The organism is Dyadobacter sp. 676 (assembly GCF_040448675.1).
Classification (GTDB): Bacteria; Bacteroidota; Bacteroidia; order Cytophagales; family Spirosomataceae; genus Dyadobacter.
On record NZ_CP159289.1, the window covers coordinates 4,578,874 to 4,598,519 of the forward strand.

14 protein-coding genes are annotated in these 19,646 nt (G+C 51.5%); 5 read left to right on the plus strand and 9 right to left on the minus strand.

Annotated elements, in window-relative coordinates; genetic code table 11:
• Positions 1-2: 2 nt before the first annotated feature.
• The 4 genes from ABV298_RS20480 to ABV298_RS20495 all read right to left on the minus strand — a co-directional run bounded on the left by ABV298_RS20480 (position 3) and on the right by ABV298_RS20495 (position 7,379).
• Positions 3-1,775 carry an FAD-dependent oxidoreductase gene (locus ABV298_RS20480; RefSeq protein ID WP_353723222.1) on the minus strand — a complete coding sequence of 591 codons (1,773 nt, stop codon included), beginning with the start codon at positions 1,773-1,775 and terminating at the stop codon, positions 3-5.
• A 41-nt stretch (positions 1,776-1,816) separates the two neighbouring features.
• Entirely contained in the window at positions 1,817-2,749 is a 933-nt protein-coding gene (locus ABV298_RS20485; protein WP_353718028.1) for a hypothetical protein, read from the minus strand.
• An 82-nt stretch (positions 2,750-2,831) separates the two neighbouring features.
• The gene (locus ABV298_RS20490; protein ID WP_353718029.1) at positions 2,832-4,325 is read right to left on the minus strand and encodes a RagB/SusD family nutrient uptake outer membrane protein; all 1,494 of its coding nucleotides are present in this window, start codon (positions 4,323-4,325) and stop codon (positions 2,832-2,834) included.
• Positions 4,326-4,352: 27 nt separating this feature from the next.
• Positions 4,353-7,379 (minus strand): TonB-dependent receptor, encoded by a 3,027-nt coding sequence (locus tag ABV298_RS20495; RefSeq protein WP_353718030.1) that lies wholly within the window; start codon positions 7,377-7,379, stop codon positions 4,353-4,355.
• Positions 7,380-7,720: 341 nt separating this feature from the next.
• Here ABV298_RS20495 and ABV298_RS20500 point away from each other — a divergent pair, with 341 nt between their 5' ends.
• Positions 7,721-8,887, plus strand: a complete 1,167-nt coding sequence (locus tag ABV298_RS20500) for a substrate-binding domain-containing protein (protein ID WP_353718031.1) — start codon at positions 7,721-7,723, stop codon at positions 8,885-8,887.
• Between the two features lie 148 nt (positions 8,888-9,035).
• Here ABV298_RS20500 and ABV298_RS20505 read toward each other — a convergent pair whose 3' ends face one another.
• Entirely contained in the window at positions 9,036-9,980 is a 945-nt protein-coding gene (locus ABV298_RS20505) for a sugar phosphate isomerase/epimerase (protein WP_353718032.1), read from the minus strand.
• 249 nt (positions 9,981-10,229) lie between these two features.
• Between ABV298_RS20505 and ABV298_RS20510 the strand changes: the two genes are divergently transcribed.
• Positions 10,230-11,306, plus strand: coding sequence for a glycoside hydrolase family 76 protein (locus ABV298_RS20510; protein WP_353718033.1), 1,077 nt, complete (start codon positions 10,230-10,232; stop codon positions 11,304-11,306).
• Between the two features lie 149 nt (positions 11,307-11,455).
• Here ABV298_RS20510 and ABV298_RS20515 read toward each other — a convergent pair whose 3' ends face one another.
• The 3 genes from ABV298_RS20515 to ABV298_RS20525 form a co-directional block, all read right to left on the minus strand.
• Positions 11,456-12,919 carry an alpha-L-fucosidase gene (locus ABV298_RS20515; RefSeq protein WP_353718034.1) on the minus strand — a complete coding sequence of 488 codons (1,464 nt, stop codon included), beginning with the start codon at positions 12,917-12,919 and terminating at the stop codon, positions 11,456-11,458.
• A gap of 363 nt (positions 12,920-13,282) precedes the next feature.
• Entirely contained in the window at positions 13,283-14,704 is a 1,422-nt protein-coding gene (locus ABV298_RS20520; protein WP_353718035.1) for an alpha-L-fucosidase, read from the minus strand.
• Positions 14,705-14,743: 39 nt separating this feature from the next.
• Positions 14,744-15,787 carry a N(4)-(beta-N-acetylglucosaminyl)-L-asparaginase gene (locus ABV298_RS20525; protein ID WP_353718036.1) on the minus strand — a complete coding sequence of 348 codons (1,044 nt, stop codon included), beginning with the start codon at positions 15,785-15,787 and terminating at the stop codon, positions 14,744-14,746.
• A gap of 306 nt (positions 15,788-16,093) precedes the next feature.
• Here ABV298_RS20525 and ABV298_RS20530 point away from each other — a divergent pair, with 306 nt between their 5' ends.
• The 3 genes from ABV298_RS20530 to ABV298_RS20540 are packed head-to-tail and all read left to right on the plus strand — an operon-like array spanning position 16,094 to position 18,711.
• Positions 16,094-16,984 carry a hypothetical protein gene (locus ABV298_RS20530; protein WP_353718037.1) on the plus strand — a complete coding sequence of 297 codons (891 nt, stop codon included), beginning with the start codon at positions 16,094-16,096 and terminating at the stop codon, positions 16,982-16,984.
• Between the two features lie 12 nt (positions 16,985-16,996).
• Positions 16,997-17,635, plus strand: coding sequence for an ATP-binding cassette domain-containing protein (locus tag ABV298_RS20535; protein WP_353718038.1), 639 nt, complete (start codon positions 16,997-16,999; stop codon positions 17,633-17,635).
• Positions 17,632-18,711 (plus strand): hypothetical protein, encoded by a 1,080-nt coding sequence (locus ABV298_RS20540; protein ID WP_353718039.1) that lies wholly within the window; start codon positions 17,632-17,634, stop codon positions 18,709-18,711. Before ABV298_RS20535 ends, ABV298_RS20540 begins: the two co-directional genes overlap by 4 nt.
• Before the next feature lie 220 nt (positions 18,712-18,931).
• On the opposite strand, the gene ABV298_RS20545 is transcribed toward ABV298_RS20540, so the two are convergent.
• Entirely contained in the window at positions 18,932-19,642 is a 711-nt protein-coding gene (locus ABV298_RS20545) for an SDR family oxidoreductase (protein ID WP_353718040.1), read from the minus strand.
• Between the last annotated feature and the right edge of the window lie 4 nt (positions 19,643-19,646).

A 19,646-nucleotide genomic window follows, 5' to 3' on the forward strand; every position in this document is an offset into this window, starting at 1 on the left:
AATCAGGGTTGGGGCGCAAGCGTTTCGCCTTTCAGGATGCCGGCCAGTTCCGGCAAATGATCGGTGTAAACCCCGCGCGGGCTTGTCTTATGTTTTGTGGCGATGTAGGCGGCAAATCCCACCACTTCGCCCATCATCCCGCATGTACGCATAACGCGCGTGCTTCCGAACGCCACGTGCGTGGTACTGATATTGCGGCCGGCCATGAAAAGGTTCTGAATGTTTTTCGAATAGAGGCAGCGGTATGGGATCGTATAGGGCGCCACTTTAATGTGTTTGGTACCCGCGAAAAACTCCTGGCCTTCGAAATACTTGCTGTTTTTGGCGTCGGGGAAATGCAGGTCGATGGTCCAGGTAGCCGTTACCGAGCCGTCGGGGTAAAATTTGCCTTCCTGAATATCCATTTGATTTAAAACATAATCGCCGATCAATCTGCGCGACTCGCGTTTTCCGCCGATGTAAGCCACCCAGGCCAACTCCTTTTTAGCGTATTTAGCGGGTTTGTTTTTCTTTAAATAAGACCAGTTGCCGTAAATGGCCCGCAGGTTATGGTCGCGGATTTGCTCGGCTTGGGTAATGGTGTTGAAATTCCCGAAGCCGGTTTCCCATTGCCAGTCCGATTTAGGCTCGTCGATGTGGTACTCATCGGAGAACTGCATCGCCCAGGGTGTTTCGGGGAAGGAAGAAACCGTATCACGATCTACCGAGGCCCACAAGTTGGAGGTACCCAATGTAAAATCATCGGCCTTTTCGGCCGCCAGCGACTCACCGGTTTCAGCCTTGCTCTCGCGTCCCATCCGGAATTCCGCACCCGCGAGGAAGCCCACCGTGCCATCGCCCGTGCAATCGGAAAAGAATGAGCCTGAAAAGCGGCGCTCCTGGTTGGTGGCAATGTCACGGCCGACTACCGCCGTGATGATATCATTTTCTTTCTCGACTTTAAAAACGTGGGTGTTCAGGAACAGCGAAATGTTCTTTTCGGCCTTCACGATCGAGATCTTACGGGCATCGCCATACTCTTTGGCGTCGGGGTTCCCATTGCCGGGGTCGCCGTTATCCATTTCACGCACAATGCGGCCCAGTTTGGGATAATGGTTTTTGTCCACATCGCCCATCAAATGCACGCGTACTTCCGAGCTGTTGTTGCCGCCGAGCACGGGCCGGTCCTGGATCAGGGCTACGGTAAGGCCCATCCGCGCCGCTGAAATGGCGGCACAAGTTCCGGCAATGCCACCGCCTACCACCACGAGGTCGTAACGGCCGGCGTCCTGGGGTTTGTCGGTCAGGTTCAGGAGTTTCCGGCGGAAAGCGGTCAATGCTTCCAGTTCGTTGGGCGGGGTGAATTTCAGATCGTCGGTAAAAAGCAGTGCATCGCAGCGGCCATTGAAACCGGTAAGGTCTTTCAATGCGAGCCGGGTATCCGTATTTTTAATGTCGACCACACCGCCGTCATACCATTTCCAGGCATCCGAGCCACTTTCGCCAAAAGTCTGGCCCGTGGACTTGCCATCGATCAGCACCTGGAATTTGCCCGGTCCTTTTGGAAATGGCGCCCAATCTTTGGTGCGCACCCACAAATGGTATTTGCCGGTTTTGGGAAATTTCACGGTGGTAGCAGCATCCTTCACAGGCCGTCCCATTCCGTGCGCCATGATATAGGAAGAATGCATGACCACAAAGGATTGCTGATCGATCACCCAGCCCCCTTTGTCCTCGAATGATTCTGTTTCAACAAAAACATGATGCTGGGCCAGGGCCGGAAACATCAAAGACATCAAAATAAAAATCCCCAACAACTTCCTGATTTGAAGGATGTTCATAGTTTCTGCAAGATTTTTTGGATTAGTAGAGTTTGTTCTTCATTGGCATTGGGCAGGCTGGATTGCAGGTTTGCCGCTAAGGGTTTCGAAATTGGAATTGTGCTGCCGGTCAGCTTTTTCAGAATGGCTATTTGCATGGCATAACCTGTTTTCTGATAAGTTTCCCACAGCCATTTCTGTCTTTGCTCGGTTTTGAAAAAATCATTTCCAACATGCTGTAAGGCATATTTGGCAATGAAACCATTCTTTCCCGCGATAATCGCCTCGATGTCTTTTTCGAAAGGCCCTTTTACCGTGCCGCTTGCGTCCATCACTTTGGCCATTGCCCAATATTGGTAGTGATGATTTTTGCTTTCCAGAAAGCGGTGGAGCAATGCGTCGCTCGAATAGGTCTCGATGATCTTCCGCATTTCGGGTACCGCTTTGCCGTAAGCGATATGCCAGAGCGTGTAGCAGGTATAAACCGCACCGTCGATCACCTGGTTTTTAATGGTTTTCAAAGTTGCGCCGGCCTTCGCATCTACCGAGTCCGTCAGGTTATCCGTGCCTTTGGTAATCAGGTCTTCCATTTTAAGGTCGGCGAAAATGGAGTTGGGTTGAGCGAGGATATCCTGCAATTTCTGATAATCTTCTTCCCTGAACTCGTCATGATCGACTTTCGTGAGCACTTTGCCTTCGGGCAGGTCGTAGCGTTCGTAGTTACCCAGCAAATCCCAATAGAAATTGATATACACCGGTTTGCATTCATTGGTATAGCAAACCGGTGTAAAGATGTTCCTGAAAAAATACTGCGGCTGCCCTTTCTCGTCGAGGGCGAGTTTCAGGGAATAGCTGAGCGTATCGTTTTCGGTGATCTTGAATTCACGCACACGCGCTTCCCGGCTCGGGGAGGTGCAGCATAGTGAAAACAAAAGCATTAGTTGGATCATCGTTTTATCGTTTTGGCATTGTCAGGAAGTCCTTCCGGGCCCGGCCGGAGGGGGCGGACAGAAGGCTCCTTGTGCACCTGCGCTATTTCCAGTCCGGATTCTGTTCCAGCTTCGCATTTGCGTTGATCTCATCGAGCGGGATCGGGAAATACCTGTTTTTGGCGCTGACATTCCGGGTCGGATACACATCGTTCACCGCTTTGGGGATCACCGTCAGGAACTTGCCGGTTCGGGTAAGGTCGTACCATCGGTCGCCCTCCGCGAAGAATTCCCAGGCGCGTTCCTGTAAAACGGCTTCGATGAACGCGTCTTTGGTCAAACCGGTTTTCAGGTCGGTCAGGCCGGCGCGTTTTCTTACCGGATTAATGAAATCATAAGCGGCCGCCGTCGCGCCGTTCAGGCGCGCCTCTGCTTCGGCTGCGATCAGGTACATATCCGGCAGGCGGAAGATCGGAATGTTCGGGATCAGGCCGACAGTCGAAACGGGGTCCTGGTATTTCTTGATCAGCACGCCTTTGGTAGTGATGGGCGTAATGCTTCTCTGCGGCACCACTTTGCCTGTTTTGTCGACGTAGTTGGTATCCAGCAATGTGCGGCGCTTGTCGGCCGGGTCGAAAGAATCGAAGAATGCCTGATAGGCGAACATCGAGCCATAGGAGGTGCGGGCATATTCGGGGCCGGCGCTTCCCGGAGGGCCGCAGAGGCCTGTAAGCTGGTGGCCGAGGCCCGGCGATACGGGGTCTGCCTCGTAGGCCCACATGTTTTCAACCCGTGCGGCGTCTTCCTTATCATATTTATACACGTCGCGGACATCGGGCATAAGCGAGTATTTGCCGGAATTGATCACGATTTTAGCCTGTTCCAGCGCTTTGGCCCAATCCTCGTTGTACAATGCGGCTTTGGCATACAATGCGTTCACCACCTCCTTCGCTATACGGCCTTTCTCTACGTTCGGATACGATACCAGGCCGGAGTTCAGTGCCTGGTCGAGGTCGGCGTAGATTTGTTTGTAAACATCCGCTTTCGGGCTTTTGGCAGTCAAAGCATCGGCTTCCGAGTAGCTGGGCGTAACTTTGACAGGTATATCCCCGAAGTTTTTACTCAAAAACCAATGGAAGAATGCCCTCAGGAAATACGCTTCCCCAATTATTTGTTTCTTGCGTGTTTCATCCATATTGGCCTCGGGTACCCGGGCAATCACCCAGTTTGCTTTTTCGATACCTGCATAGCAGGATTGCCATATTTGCTGCGGTGATTCGTTCACCCGCGAGTTGCTTTTCTGGGTGGTGTAATTGGGATCGTACGTGAATTGGGTTAGCGTATTGCGGCCCACAACCCCGCGGGGGTAAGTCTGGTCGTCGCTGAAATCGGCGACCAGCGTTAAGGCAGGACCACCTCCCAGGCCACCCAATGCACCGTACACGGAAATCAAGGCTTTCTCTGCGTCCGCGGCGGTTTTATAAAAATTTTCGGTATAAATCGAAGAATAGATTTTTTCATCGAGCTGGCAGGAGGTTACGATCAGCGCCGTGCCGGCCATGCCCAGGTATTTGGATATCTTCAATAGCTTTTTCATAATTTCGGCAAGAGGATTCAGGATTGATCAGAATGTGACCTGGATACCACCCAGGAAGGATTTCGCTTGCGGGTACACCAAGTTGTCGATGCCAATGGCCGTGTTAGAGCCTGCGTAGGTATTAACCTCCGGATCGAATCCGCTGTAATTCGTGATTGTAAACAGGTTGTTCGCGCTCACATACACGCGGATGCCTTGCACACCTTTGAATGCGGGCAACTTATAACCCAGCGTAATGTTCTTGCATCGGAGGTATGAGCCGTCTTCTACCACGTAGTCAGAAATGGGCAGGCGGCCAGCCTGAAACGCACTTGCATATTGGTTGTTGGGATTGGTAGGCGACCAGCGGTTTACAACGCCTTTGAGCAAATTACGTTGCCCAAGGGGGTTTTCAAATGAAAGCCTGCTGGCGTTATAGATGTCGTTCCCTTGCGAACCGGAAATGAATGCGGCCAGATCGAATCCTTTGTAAGAAAGATTGGTGGAGAAACCGTAAATGAATTTAGGATTGGGATTACCGGTAATTATCTGGTCGTTGGCATCGATCTTCCCGTCACCATTGATATCCTTTACCTTTTGCCCACCGAGGCGTCCGTCGTATCCCGTAAGGATGGTTTCGCCCGTTTGGTTAACGCCGTCAAACACATAAGTTTTGAACACCCCCAATGGTTCTCCCACTTTGAGGAGAGTATAAGTAGTTATGAAGCGCTCATTGGTCACGCCGCCGTCCAATGTTGTCACTTTGTTGCGATTGATGGTTGTGTTAGCGGAAACGTCCCATTTCAACGCGCCGTCGAGAATGCGCGCATTCACGGCCAGTTCGAGACCCTTGTTTTGAAGACCCGCAAAGTTGCCGAGAATCTTGTTATACCCCGAGCTCATTGGCAGCGTCTTTTCAAACAGCAGATCATCTGTTTTTTTGTGATAAATATCTGCGATCACACTGATCCTGTTGTTCATTAAACCTACATCGATACCGAAGTTCGTCTGAACGGATCGTTCCCAGCGGAGATCTTTGTTAGCAATCCGGGATGGGTCAATTCCCGTAACGTAAAGGTGGTTGAGCATGTAGTTGTACCCATTAGCACCCACTGTTGCGAGCGACTGATATGGATCGATGCCGCCGGCGTTACCGGTAATCCCGAAGCTACCGCGAAGTTTAAGGTCTGAAAGCCAGGATACGTCCTTTATGAAAGGCTCTTCGATAAGCCGGTATGCTGCTGATACGGCCGGGAAAACGCCATATTTGTGATTAGCGCCGAATTTGCTCGACCCATCCACCCGGGCAGTGAGATCAATGAAGAACTTGTCCTTGAACCCATAATTGATACGCCCCATATAGGAATCAAGCCGTTGACTGCTCCGGTAGCTGCTGACAGTGCGGGTAAGGGCGAGGTGCATGGCCTCGTTCTTTGTCGCGTCGTTGGGGAAGCCCGTCGCATTCATGATGTTTTCATTGTACTGCTCGCCTTGCGTCCCAAAGACAGCGGTAGCTTTGAATGAGTGATTTCTGGCGAAAGTGGTACTGTAAGTCAGGATACTTTCATGGAGTATAGCCAGGTTGTTGATGTTTGCTTTGGTTGCTGACCCGGAAGCATCTGTCAGGTCGCTTTTGTTGACAATAGCGCGTGGTGAGTAGAAGTCGTAGAGCTCACCTTTCTGGTCAAGATTAAACGAGGCGCGATACGTAAGTCCTTTAAACAGCTTGATTTCCCCGTATAGGTTCGTCAGTGTGCGCTTGATGTTTCTTTTGTTAAGCACTTCGATGAAACTCAATGGATTCGTCACTTCCCGGTATCGGCCATTCGCTTGTTCCCCGAACGGGAAAATTGTGCCGTCAGGTCTGTAAGGTTGCAGCGTAGGAGGGGCGCCGATGGTGGCTCCAAGCACAGTATTGGTCACAACCCCCGCATTCCCGATGTCGGTGCTACCCGTTTGGATGCCGTCGGCAATCGAGTGGCTGCCGAGAATACTGGTTCCAATTTTAATATTCTTACTAATCTGATGATCGAGGTTCAGGCGAAAGGAGTAGCGTGTAAATGCTGAGCCTCGTAATGTGCCCTCCTGATCGAAATAATTGAGAGACAGGGCAAGCTGTGTTTTTTCATTTCCTCCATTGATCGATAGCTGGTGATTCTGGATAGGCGCCTTACGAAAGATAACCTTCTGCCAGTCGACACCTTCGCCCAATGAGGCGGGATTGGCGTAGTAATTGTCCTTAAACACCTCATTTTCCAATTGTGCAAACTCGGCGGCATTCAATACATCGAGCGTTTTATTCACTTTCTGGCTGCCGTAGTAGCCGTCGTAAGTCACCCGGGTAGCACCGCTTTTACCTCGTTTGGTCGTGATGAGGATCACACCGTTTGCCGCGCGTGCACCGTAAATGGCTGATGCCGAGGCGTCTTTCAGCACTTCAACGGATTCGATATCATTCGGGTTAATGGTCGAAAGCGGGCTCACATCGTTGATGCCGCCACCGTTGGAAATCTGGATACCATCGACTACGTAAAGCGGTTCCGAGGAGCCGTTGATGGAGTTGGTACCCCGGATGCGCACGCTCACATTACCGCCGGGCGAGCCTGTGTTTTGGTTGATCTGCACGCCCGCTACCCGCGATTGAAGGCCCTGCGCGACGTTGGCAACCGGCGTCTGCACCAGATCGGCGGCTTTAACGGAGGCAATGGAGCCGGTCGTTTCGATCTTCCGCTGGGTTCCATAGCCTACCACCACCACCTCTTCCAGCGCCTTCGTATCTGTTTTCAGCGAAACATCTATCGTCGAGCGGTTGGCGACCGCTACTTCCTCTTTTAAATAGCCGAGGAATGAGAACACCAGCGTCGCACTGCCGGGCACGTCAATAGAGTACGCTCCTTCCACGTCCGTCAGCGTCCCTTGCTGCGAACCTTTTACGGTTACGCTGGCGCCGGGGATCGCTTCGCCCTTATCGTCGGTTACCTTGCCCTTTACTGTTCCGTTCTGCGCGATCAGCGATTGCGTTATGCCCAGGCAAAGCAGGCCGAGCAGGAACAAGTCACGTATTTTTTTCTTCATGTAGTTAAAAAATTAGGGTTTTATCAAAAGGGTAAAATTGAAATAGTGCAACTGTATGGCGTCGTTAAACTGCATTCCGGTAACATCTAACGCATCGGGTCAGGGTGCCTAAATGCGGTTATTACCTAAATATAGCAGGCCAGGCGGGTGTCAACAATGCCGGTTTAACGCATAAAAATCCGGAAATTAAACAAAAACTATCGGTAACGTTTGCGGAAACGATACCGATATATGGTTTTGCTGATGATTAATAGGAGATTTTTATATTTTTGTAGCCAGCCAGGAAATGAAGGGAAGGAGTGTTGTTTTTTTATCGATTTATTTGAAAAGTACAATATATTATGATTCAATGTGTGAAGTGCGCGCAGGTAGATGGCATCATGAAGGCAGGCTACGTAAGGGGCAAGCAGCGATACCTTTGCAAATGGTGCAATTACTATTTCACGCACGCGGAAAAGGACGATTCGGTGGAATCCCTCGTGAAGCGCAGGCGTCATCAGACGACCATTATCGACATTGCCAAATCACTGGGTGTTTCCAACTCCACCGTTTCCCGGGCATTGCACGGGCACGCGGACATCAGCCCGGAGACGCGCCAGGCGGTGCTCGATAAAGCTGCCCAGCTCGATTATCAGCCTAACCAGTTGGCATACAGTCTGGTAAAAAGCAAGACGAATACAATTGGAATGATCGTTCCGGAATTTCAGAATCAGTTTTTTCCGAACGTGATCATCGGGGCACACGAGGTACTGACCCACGCCGGTTACAATCTCACTATCATGCAAAGCAACGAATCGTATCAGGTCGAAATCTCGAATACAAAGGCTATGCTCGCCAACCGGATCGATGGATTACTGATTTCGCTCACGCAGGAAACCAACAACTTCGATCACCTGAGCCTTTTCGCAAAGCGGGGCATTCCCCTGATCCAGTTCAACCGCGTGTGCGACCAGATCGACGTGCCCAAAGTAGTCGTAAACGACTTCGAAGCGTCGTTTCGGGCTGTCGAACATCTTATTTTGAATGGTTACGAACGGATAGCTCACCTCGGCGGGCCGCTTACATTGCAGGTAAGCCAGGAGCGGTTGCGAGGGTACCGGGCCGCGATGGAAAAATACGGTAAATCCGTTGATGACCATATGATTATTCAGGGAATGCTTACGCAGCAAAAGGCCCGCATTTACGGGCAATACCTGCTCGATCTGGCCAACAGACCGGATGCGATTTTCGCGGTCAACGATTCCTCGGCAATCGAAATTATGCTGATGGCCCGGGAAAAAGGCATTTCCATCCCCGACGAGCTCGGCGTGGTCGGTTTCAGCGACAATGCGGAATCGGCTTACATCGGTCCGGGCCTCACTACCGTCCGCCAGCCGACTATGGAGATCGGACGGACAACGGCCGAATGGATCTTGCAGCTGGTGGATGCCGAAGAGATTTTGTTAAACGAAAAGCGGGTTTTGAACACGGAGCTGATTGTTCGAGGGTCTTCGAGGCGCTGTGCCTAGCGCCTTTGCCACGAAGAACACGAATGGCGTTTTCGTGTGAATTAGTGTTCTTCGTGGCAAGAAAAACAAAAAGTGCCGCCCCAGAGAAGCTGCACTTTATTAACTATAGAATATAATTATGAAAATCTTCGAAGCCCGGCTTTATCCGTTAACCCAGCGCTTCACGTAATACTTTGAGGCTTTTCGGTACGGCTGTGGCCGGGTTTTCCTTGCCTTCCATTTCCAACGATACGTAGCCTTTGAAATTCGCTTTCCGCAAAATGTCCGCGATCTTTTTGTAGTCGAGATCGAGGTCGTAATAATGCCCGCCGCCGTAATAGGTCTTGGCCTGGACGATCGTCGCGTATGGTGCCAGGCGTTCGAATTGCGGGTAAGGGTCCCCTACGAAATTACCCGTATCGACATTCATGCCCATTGCCGGCGACGATGCCAGCGGCTTGTAAATTTCGAGCAGGTAGTCGATGTTCGACGACAGCCCCCAATGGTTCTCGATCGCCAGCACAATCCCCGCTTTCTCGGCGGCTATCAGGCATTCCTGCATTGACTCGATGCACCACTTGATGGCATCCTGATCGGTATAGCCCTGGATCGGCGGCTCTTTGCCGTCCTTGTAATAGTTTGCATCGCGCTTTACCGTCCGCCAGCTTCCGGTGTTCATCCGGATCGCCGGAATGCCCATTTGGGTCGCAAGGTTAATACATTTTAAGGTATGTTCAATGTCCTTTTTACGATCTTCGGGCCTGGGCTGCACAAAGCTCTGGTGGATAGAAAGTAACGGAAGCGCCAACCCGTTGTCGAATGCAAGCCGTTTCAACTTGTTCATATAGGGGATGGTCTCGTTCTCCATTTGCCGGTGCAGGATTTCCACGCCATCGAAGCCCAGCCTCGCCGCGTCTTCGATGACCTTGTCGATCGGGTATTTTTTCTCCTGGAAATGCCAGTAGGAGTAAGTCGAAACGGCGATGGGTACTCTGCGTGTCGCCTGTGTCGGACCTGCCTGGACTATCTGCCCCGTCGCAGCGGCGGCACCGCCGATTGCCACTGTCTTGATCCAGTCGCGCCGCGAAGTGGTTCCTTGTTGGGAATGTTCCATTTATATCGATTTTTGGATAATAATATTAAAAATTTGACACTTTTATAGATTTTGCTTAAAAACGTTTAGGTCATTATATGGCTTCTGCGTTAAAACCGGTGGATGGCAGGGTTTTCCCTCCGCGAAAAATATATGGCGTTGCTTCGACGGAATCCGTTGGCTGGCGCCCGTCGCCCGTAATTTTGAGGCGAGGCTTTCAAGTAGAGAATGTTGCGGGACGTCCTTCTATTCAAAAAATCGAAACTACTTATGAAAAGAATGTACACAACGGCGCTGATTTTGCTGGGTATCGCCCGCTTCGGTCATGCCGTATCGCAAACCGCCCCCGATTACAAGTCCAGGCGCGGGCAGATTCTCCACAACATCGAAGGTGTGTTTTATGAATCATCCACCGGCTTGTTTTTAGAAACCAACGGCAAAAACGAAAAACCGCATTCGTACCTGTGGCCGCTATGTGCGTTGCTGCAAGCCGCTACGGAGTCGGAGGCAGTGAGCCCGGGGAAGCAATATATGAAGCCGGTCCTCGGCGCGATCCGGCAATACTACAACACCAGTGCTCCCGCGCCGGGTTATCAGGCGTATGTTATGAGTGAGCAAAAGGATTCACGGTTTTATGACGACAACCAATGGATTGCCATCGCGTGCCTGGATGCGTACAACCGTACCGGTGAGAAAGATTACCTCTCGATAGCGGAAGAGATATACCGGTTTATGATGACCGGCTATGACGAAAAAGCGGGCGGCGGCCTTTACTGGAAAGAAGACGAAAAGAATACGAAGAATACCTGCTCGAATGGCCCGGGAATATTGGTTGCGTTGCAGCTTTACCAGATCAAAAAAGAGCCGGAATACCTTAAAACCGCAATAAGCCTCTATGATTGGACCAGGAAGAACCTGCGTGCCGCCGACGGTACCTACTACGATGCGATCAAAATCCCTTCGCTGAAAATAGACTCGGCAAAATACACTTATAATACCGGCACCATGTTGCAGTCGGCTGTGTTGCTGCATAATATTACCGGTAAAATGGAATACCTGGATGAAGCGAAAGCACTGGCAGAAGGCTCGAAAAGGCATTTTTACAGAAACAGCAAGCTGCCGGACAACTATTGGTTCAACGTCGTGCTGCTGAGAGGTTTCGAGGAACTTCACGGGGTAGATCCGCAGGCGGGGGATCTCAGTATTTTTATCGCCGATGCCGAGCGGATCTGGAAGGACGAACGCGATGCCAGCGGTCTTTTGGGCCGCAAGCCCGTTAAAACGCTGATCGACCAGGGCGCGATGCTGGAAATGTACGCGCGATTGGAGCGGCTGGCAAAGGAATGATGATAATGTTATTTTGTGTGCTATGTGGGATTATCTCCATATGAAAGGGTTCGAGCGTATTGCCCCGGAATTACATTACCAGACAATTAAAGAAGCGCCGGCTGAGTTATCAACAACCGGCGCTTTCGCATTGTAACCAATATATTTTCTTACTCCGAGTCCTTGTAAACGCCAAACTCGCTGATGGCAATGCTTACCGGGGATTTGGTAATACGGAGGCGTACTTTATTCGATGTGACCGGCACATCCAGTTTGACCAGACGCTTGGCACCTACGCTGGTGCCTTTGCAAATCTCCTTCCATTCATTCCCGATCCAGGCATCGACGGCAAATTCTTCGATACGCTGGCCCAGTTTGATGTATTCCTGCAAACTGATGATGTCAAACACGATCGGCTGGTTCAGCTCGATCACCACTTCCGGGGTTTTGAAGTCGTCATCGGTGGCCCAGTAGGTGTCAGGCTTGCCGTCGAGTAGGTTTTTGGCACTGTAAATGGAGTTGTATCCGCGTACGTTCACCGCCTTTGAAGAGGCACGGCCGATAAGATTGGTCGCGAATGTGTTTCTGAGGCGGTCACCGAACGTCTTAAGGGCCGCCACGTCGTCGTCGTGCAACTGGCCGCGCGTGTCGGGGGCCAGGCCCAGGTCGAGTGCCGCACCCCGGCCTACACTTTTCAGATACAGGTCAAACAGCTTCTCCGGTGTTTTGGGCTTTTCGTTGGCGTGGTAGAACCAGCCTTTGCGCAATGGCACGTCGCATTCGGCAGGAATCCAGAATTTACCGCCACGGGTACCACCGGGGTTTTCAGTAGCATTTGCCTGTCCGGGCACTGCCACATTCTTTCCTTCGGAAGGTTTTGGGGTCAATGTGGCCCAGGACGTGGGATTCACGCTGCCGTCCTCGTTGCCTGCCCAACGTACATCCCAGCCGATATCGCTGAAAATGTTTGCGTTGGGTTGTAGTTTCCGGGTCAGGTTTGTCCAGGTCGAATCCCATTGATAGTAGGTCGTATTGTCGATCGAACGCTTTTCGCGCGCGCCGCCATAATAGCCGTCACCGCCATTGGCGCCATCGTGCCATGACATGAACAGTTCGCCGTAATTGGTGTAAAGCTCACGAAGCTGCTCGCGGTATATTTTAATGTATTCCGGCGTGCCGTACTTGGCATTGTTACGGTCCCATGGCGAGCAATACACCCCGAATTTCAGGCCATGCCTGCGCGCCGCGTCCGCGACCTCGCGCACGAGGTCACCTTTGCCGTCACGGAACGGACTTTTGGTGATATTGTAGTCGGTGGTTTTGGTAGGCCAGAGACAGAAGCCATCGTGATGTTTTGCAACCAACACGATCCCGCGCAATCCGCCCGCTTTGGCGGCTTGTACGATCTGGTCGGCATTGAAATCGCTCGGATTGAATGTTTTCGGGTCGGCATCCCCATAACCCCATTCCTTGTTCTCGAAAGTGGTAGGCGTAAAGTGCATGATACCGTAAACTTCGGTTTCGTGCCACGCGATCTGGCGTGGCGCCGGCAATGCGCCGTAGGGTTTCGGGGGTGTTTGGGCAAAAACTACCGACGCCGTCAGGCAGAGGAGACCGGTTATTTGTTTGATCATTTTGAAAAGGTGTTTCTGATGATACAGATGGGGTGATGCAAATAGAAAGTGAAGATCGTTTTTTTATAAGAGTTCACAAACTTTTCGCCCATGTTCCTCTCTGTTCACCGTAGGGTCATTAATAGGTGTTGTTTGAAAATTTGAAAAGGCATAACAGAAATCTTAATTTCAATTTAGAAAAAGGAAATGGGATGGTAGTACTTTCGTCGATTACCGCAAAATGGAAGGGCGGAAAAGCCATGAGCATTATTACTGGATTCGCATTGGCGAGTGGCGGATCGGTATCGAATATATCCACCCCGACGTCACACTTTTACGGGTATTAAGCCGGGGTGAAATCTATAAATCCTTCTCTTCGAAATCCTAGTTAATCACAAATAAGTAAGCCGGCTGCGCACCTACCTCAGCAACGGTTTTCGCAGGCAGCTCTATTGCTCCGTTCTTCACTTTCAATGCCTTCTTGTTACCTGCAAATGTGATTTTCGCTTTCACAGGAATGTCCATGCCCTCCGGTTTTAGGCTCGCCGGCAGCTTTTCGTTTGGTTCGGCGAGGTAAAATGCATAAGTAGTATTGCCCTTTTTGGTATAAGCCCATTTGCCGGCGCGGTAGGGGGCGAGCGGCCTGGTTTCGTAAATACCGACGCCATTCACATTCATCCATTTACCGATTTCTTCCAGGCGCGTGTAGGCTTCTTCGTGCCATTCGCCGTCGGGGCCGGGGGCCACGTTGAGCAGGAGGTTACCACCTTTGGCTACAATATCCACAAGGGTATGTACCAGTTTATGAGTCGACTTGAAGCTCTCTTTCGGAATGTAAGACCACGAGTCGCCCATGGTCATGCAGGATTCCCAGGGAATAGGCATATAGTGGTCCGGGATCGATTGCTCGGGTGTCACATAGTTCTCAAACTCGCCGGTGACCGTGCGGTCCACCACCAGCAGGCCTGGTTGGTGCGAGCGGGCCATTTTGGCGATCCGCGCCATATCGATGTCCTGGTCGTAGGGAATGGTTTTCTGCCAGCTGATAGTCGTATCGATGCTGCTGAACGGCCGTACCCAGCCGCCGTCGAGCCAGAGAATGTCCACGGAGCCGTAGTCCGACATGAGCTCTTCGATCTGGTTATAGGTAAAGTCTTTGAACTGGTTCCAAAGCTCAGGGCGCTTCTTTGGATCGTAAGAAACGTTGCGGTCTTTTGGCGGGAAATAGGGCCACCAGTACGAATCGGTGTGCCAGTCGGGTTTGGAGAAATAAGTGCCTGTCATGAAGCCTTCGTTGCGGAACGCGGCGAGCACTTCCTTGGTCACGTTGGCTTTGGGATTGGTTTTAAATGGGGTGTTGGTAATCTTGTAATCGGTATATTTCGAATCGAACATCGAAAAACCGTCGTGATGCTTGGTGGTAAAAACGACATATTTCATACCGGCACCTTTGGCAGCCTTGGCCCAGCGTTTGGGGTTGAACTTGACGGGATTGAACGTTTTGGCGATGTCTTCATAGGCCTTTTTGTATTCGTACCAGTCGTGCGAATGTGGCCCGCGGCGCTCGCACCATCCCTCGTCCTCGGGGCACAGCGACCACGATTCGACGATGCCCCATTGGCTATATGTGCCCCAGTGCATCAGCAGACCGAATTTAATATCCTGCCATTTGGCAAGCTTTTGCTGCACAAGAGGATCGGTAGGAGCAACGTATCTGGAATGGTTTTGCTCCGAATGCTGCTGTGCATACGCCCCGGACGCCCATAGCAGCCCTGCAAGCAGGACCGCTGTCGATTTAAGGTTCATTGTTATGGTTAAGTGTTTGGTAAATACTTGAATAGGGGCTCAGGCGAAATGGCTTTTGGAGGCTACGATTTTGCCTTTCCCGTCGCGAGTGGTAATGGTGTACGAAAATCCGGGTTGGACGGAATAAGCGCCTACTTCGCCCTGCTTGTTGATGGCCAGGAAACCTACCTGAAACGTTTTGGCGCGCTCGGGATCGCGTTTTACGATCCTTTCGACCGCTTTTTGGCAAGCCTCTTCCGGTGATGAGCCATTACGCATAAACTCGACAACCAGGTGGGTCCCCGCTACACGGATCACCTCCTCGCCTTGTCCCGATGACGTAGCGGCGCCAACCTCGTTATCTACGAAAAGCCCTGCCCCAATAATAGGGGAGTCGCCTACGCGGCCGCGCATTTTGAAGCCCATGCCGCTCGTGGTGCACATACCCGACAGGTTACCCTGTGCGTCGAGTGCCAGCGTACCCATGGTATCGTGGTTAAATGACCCGTCGTCGAGCCGCTGCGGGGCAAAGGGGCCATGGCCTTTGGACTGCTTGTGTTCTATATTGATAACAGGCTTGTATTCGGCTTTTTTAAGCCACTTTTTATATTCATCGGCGGCGTCGGGCGAAAGCTTGCCCGATTCGAGTTTGAAACCGTTCGCCAATGCGAATTGTTGTGCGCCGGCCCCCACCAGGAACACGTGCGGGGTTGTTTCCATCAGTTTGCGGGCCACGGAAACCGGGTGTTTGATCCTTTCAAGGAATGCCACGGCCCCGCAGTTCGACTTTTCGTCCATTATACAGGCGTCAAGTGTCACATGCCCGTCGCGGTCGGGATTCCCGCCCAGGCCCACGCAGCAATTGACATCGTTTTCGATCGCGATGGCCGCTTGTTCAACCGCATCCAGCGCCCGGCCCCCTTTTTCCAGCACGGGCCAGGCTGCAGCGTTGGAGATCTGCCCGCTGTCCCAGGTGGAGATGACCGTCGGGGCGCCGACCGTCGGACCGCCGATCGTCGGCGTTTTGGCAAATAGCTGATTTACCCGGGTGAACGGCAGGGCGAGGGCTGACAGGCGTAGGAAGGATCGACGGTTCGTGTTCATGGTATCAGAATAACGGGTTTGTGAATAGTAAGCGCGTTTTGTAAAATTTTAAAAATATAAGGGCAGTATAATTAAAATTTTTTCAAATATACATCTCCCATAATTTGAGATCAATGAAAATATGAAATTTCACATGATATGTTGGTTCGAGTTGCTTATTTTGAAATATTTGCCTCTGGGCGGTTCCGGAGCGCCGTGTAATGCTGCTTTACGACACTTACTAATTTTTTCAAACGAATAACAGGTCGTTTCTGATTTAATGGCAACCTTTGGCTACTTGTTTCAGAAAAACGAACAATATACACCATGACGAACTCTCCAAAGGCTTGTGTGGATGTGGCGATCAATGCATATGGCAAGCCGTACCAGACGGCCATGACGCTGCTGACGCTCATGAAGCATTCACACCAATGGATCAATAAAATCTACTTCGTGGAGGAAGCAAAGCAACCGGAGCCGCCCAATTTCAAGTTCATATTCGATCATTTCGGGAACAAGATCGTCTATTACAAACCGAACGTCTGGCTTTGGACCAACAATGTCAAATTCGATTTCCTGCTGAATTTCAAGCGCTACCGGTATGCGGTGCGCTATCAATATGCATGGGAAAAATCGGACCGGAAGTACCTGCTGGTGATCCATAACGATGTGTATTTCAAAGGTGATCTGGTAGGAGAATATGTGAACGGCATCGGCAGCGCTTCAGGTATCGGGCGGATCGGGCAATGCTGGGTGTGCCCGGCGCTGGAAGCCGGTCTTTGCGGTCCCGAAAAATATACCGAATACAGGCCCGGTTATGAGGAGGTAATGCAGCTGGCTGCCAGGCATCCGCAGGCGCGCACGGCCGAGTATGCGCGGGTGGTCGATCGCGCGGCGCCATGGCCTTTGCCGGAATGCCGTTTGAATGAATACGTGGCGATGATCGACCTCGAAAAAACGCGTAAGGACACCATGCCGGTTGGCAAAGGTGCTGCTTTCGGTGCCTACGACCGGCTCGACGTGGGGGTAAAGTGGTTTGCGGATATGAACAACATGGGGCACAGCTTCAAGCATTTCGACTATGACCCTTATGCGACGCATAGCTGGATCAGCTTGCAGAACGCCGGACATAATGCATTGTTCGACAAGGATTTGTATCGTTATGAAGAATCCGTCGCGTTGCAGCAGTTGAAGGATGAATTTGGCATTCACCCCTGATTCTGTCAACAGATGGTTCTCGAAATCAATCAGTTGAGGCAACGCTATGGAGAGCGGGAAATCCTTTCGATTCCTTCGTTTGGAATTGAAAGGGGAATCTACTGGATTCAGGGAGAAAACGGTGCGGGGAAATCGACGCTTTTCAGAACGCTGGCGGGGATGCTGCCTTTTGAAGGCACCGTCCGGCTCGATGGCCGGTATGACCTGAAGAAGGACCCCGTCGATTACCGGCTACGCATGAACCACGGCGAGGCGGAGCCGCTCTATCCGTCATTTCTGACGCCCGCCGATCTGATCGCATTTGTCGGCGAAGCGCAAAAAGCGCCCGCGGCGCAAAGCGAAATGCTTGTGGAGGCGTTCGGGATCAACTATCTGCAAAACCCATTTGGCAGTTGTTCCAGCGGGATGGTTAAAAAGGTGTCGCTGTTGCTCGCGTTTTTGGGAACCCCTTCGGTTATCATCCTCGACGAGCCGCTCATTACCATCGACCGCGAGGCTCGGGAAGTTCTCTTCCAACTCATCAAAGACTATCATCGGAATGGCGTCACATTCCTGCTATCGTCTCACCAGCTTTTCGAGCAGGAGGGGTTGCATGTTTCCCAAAGTTTCAGGTTAAAGGACAAAACGCTCATGGCTACGGATGCGCTATGAAAATGCTGCTGGTTTCCACCGTTTCGGCTTTTTTCAGGCAGCGGGCCGGCATGTTCCTCGTGTTGCTCGGCGTACTTTTCGGGTTTTTGAGCGCCAACGAGCACCATGCATTCGCGGTGTTTTTCCTGACCGGAACTTACGGAATGCTTGCTCTTTTTGTGATTTGGTTGATTTATAGCCTGTTGTGTGCTCAATTTCTGATTAATACCTGGAAACTGCCGGAATATACCTTCATTTATCACGCTCGCATGTGGCCCGCGCAGCTACGCATGCGGCGGTTTGCCATTCAGGCACTCGGCTTTCTGCAGCCTATTCTATACTACGGCATTTACCTGCTCATCATCGCCATTCAGGATAAGCTGCTGGTGTGGCTGTGGCCGGTTATTCCCTTTTACATTGTATTAATCATAATGCTCGCGCTTGCAGCGGAATGGCGCATTCGAACGCCGCTTTTATATGTGGCTGCGAAGCGTAAAAGCATATTACAGTGGCCATTTCCACGTCCGAAATCGTGGCTTTATTGGTCGATGGAGTGGCTCATGCGCGAGCGTGGGATTACCTTATTAGTAGGTAAACTTGGGGCAATGCTGGTAGCAGCCGGAACAATGCTTTATTACAGTACGGGCGAATACGACATTCGAATGCCTGCGATAGGCATGTCGCTGGCGTATTTGCTCAACATAGGCCTTTCGCTGGAGTTATACCAATGGGAAGCTGAAATCTGGCTTTGGGCCCGGTCGCTGCCTGTGCCGGTCTGGAAGCGTTGGGGCAGGGTAGTTGTGGCGCATTTGGTGCTGATTGTCCCCGAAACGGTGGTGATGCTTCGTAGTGGTGCCCTCGGCTTTGCGGAGGTGGCACAGTTGTACCTGCTGGGCTTAACGATCCTCATAGTCTCCCACCTCTATTTATATAAAAGAGCAGGACTGCCGGAAAATGCCATGCAAGTGTTCTTGTTCGGATTTGTGGGGCTTACCTTGTTGATTTTATACAAAGTTCCTTTGCTGCTGCTTGCTGCTTGCGGGTTGATGTTCTCGCTTTATGCATCTCGGCCCAGGGGCAGAAGTAGTCAGAAATAGTCAGGTGTGGTCATTAGTAGTCAGGTGTAGTCAAGTGTTGTTATTAATGTCAGGTATGGTGAGGAGAGAGGCCACCTCTGACAATACCTGACTACACTTGACAATACTTGACCACACCTGACTACACTTGACAATACTTGACCACACCTGACTATCTGACCATACCTGACTACACTTGACAACACTTGACCACACCTGACCATAAATCCCCAAACGGAACTTATTTCGGTGTGGTAGGGCGAACCTCGATTTTACTCGGCAGCGTCCGCGCCGGCATTTTAATCAGGTCCGAGACGATCTGTCCAATGTCTTCCGGCTGGATTTTCCAGGCATCTTTCTCCGAAGGCTGATGGTTATTGAACTCGGTCGCGACCGAGCCCGGCATGATGGTCGTTACCTTCACGCCTGCATTGCGGACGTCGAGCATCATGGCTTGCGTAAAGCCCACCAGACCGAATTTGCTGGCATTATAGGCTGTCCCGTTTGCAAAGAAATTGGTGCCGGCCAGACTCGCAATGTTGATAAAATAACCTTTTGACTCGGTCAAAGCGGCAATCGACGCTTTGGCACTGTAAAACACGCCGGTCAGGTTGATATCGATCGTTTCCTGCCAGAGTTCGGCGCTTAACTCCTGAATGGGTGCGAAATGGCCCACGCCTGCGTTGGCGATAAAATAGTCGAGGCGGCCCCATTGGTCGATCACGGTTTGTACGGCCTTTTCCTGCGAGGCCAGGTTTCTCACATCCGATTCGATGGGCAATGCGTAGCCGTCCCGGATTTTGTTCAGCGTTTTCGCGGCCTCGTCGGCATTCTGCTGCGAGCGGCTTGTAATCGCTACGCGGATACCGTCGCGGATCAGCGCTTCGGCAATGCCGTATCCAATTCCTTTGGAACCACCTGTAATCAGGGCTGTTTTAGTTGTTTCTGCCATTACC

Coding starts and splice junctions, on each gene's coding strand:
- ABV298_RS20480 (WP_353723222.1), bottom strand. CDS start 1,775: ATGTCTTTGATGTTTCCGGCCCTGGCCCAGCATCATGTTTTTGTTGAA.
- ABV298_RS20485 (WP_353718028.1), bottom strand. CDS start 2,749: ATGATCCAACTAATGCTTTTGTTTTCACTATGCTGCACCTCCCCGAGC.
- ABV298_RS20490 (WP_353718029.1), bottom strand. CDS start 4,325: ATGAAAAAGCTATTGAAGATATCCAAATACCTGGGCATGGCCGGCACG.
- ABV298_RS20495 (WP_353718030.1), bottom strand. CDS start 7,379: ATGAAGAAAAAAATACGTGACTTGTTCCTGCTCGGCCTGCTTTGCCTG.
- ABV298_RS20500 (WP_353718031.1), top strand. CDS start 7,721: ATGATTCAATGTGTGAAGTGCGCGCAGGTAGATGGCATCATGAAGGCA.
- ABV298_RS20505 (WP_353718032.1), bottom strand. CDS start 9,980: ATGGAACATTCCCAACAAGGAACCACTTCGCGGCGCGACTGGATCAAG.
- ABV298_RS20510 (WP_353718033.1), top strand. CDS start 10,230: ATGAAAAGAATGTACACAACGGCGCTGATTTTGCTGGGTATCGCCCGC.
- ABV298_RS20515 (WP_353718034.1), bottom strand. CDS start 12,919: ATGATCAAACAAATAACCGGTCTCCTCTGCCTGACGGCGTCGGTAGTT.
- ABV298_RS20520 (WP_353718035.1), bottom strand. CDS start 14,704: ATGAACCTTAAATCGACAGCGGTCCTGCTTGCAGGGCTGCTATGGGCG.
- ABV298_RS20525 (WP_353718036.1), bottom strand. CDS start 15,787: ATGAACACGAACCGTCGATCCTTCCTACGCCTGTCAGCCCTCGCCCTG.
- ABV298_RS20530 (WP_353718037.1), top strand. CDS start 16,094: ATGACGAACTCTCCAAAGGCTTGTGTGGATGTGGCGATCAATGCATAT.
- ABV298_RS20535 (WP_353718038.1), top strand. CDS start 16,997: ATGGTTCTCGAAATCAATCAGTTGAGGCAACGCTATGGAGAGCGGGAA.
- ABV298_RS20540 (WP_353718039.1), top strand. CDS start 17,632: ATGAAAATGCTGCTGGTTTCCACCGTTTCGGCTTTTTTCAGGCAGCGG.
- ABV298_RS20545 (WP_353718040.1), bottom strand. CDS start 19,642: ATGGCAGAAACAACTAAAACAGCCCTGATTACAGGTGGTTCCAAAGGA.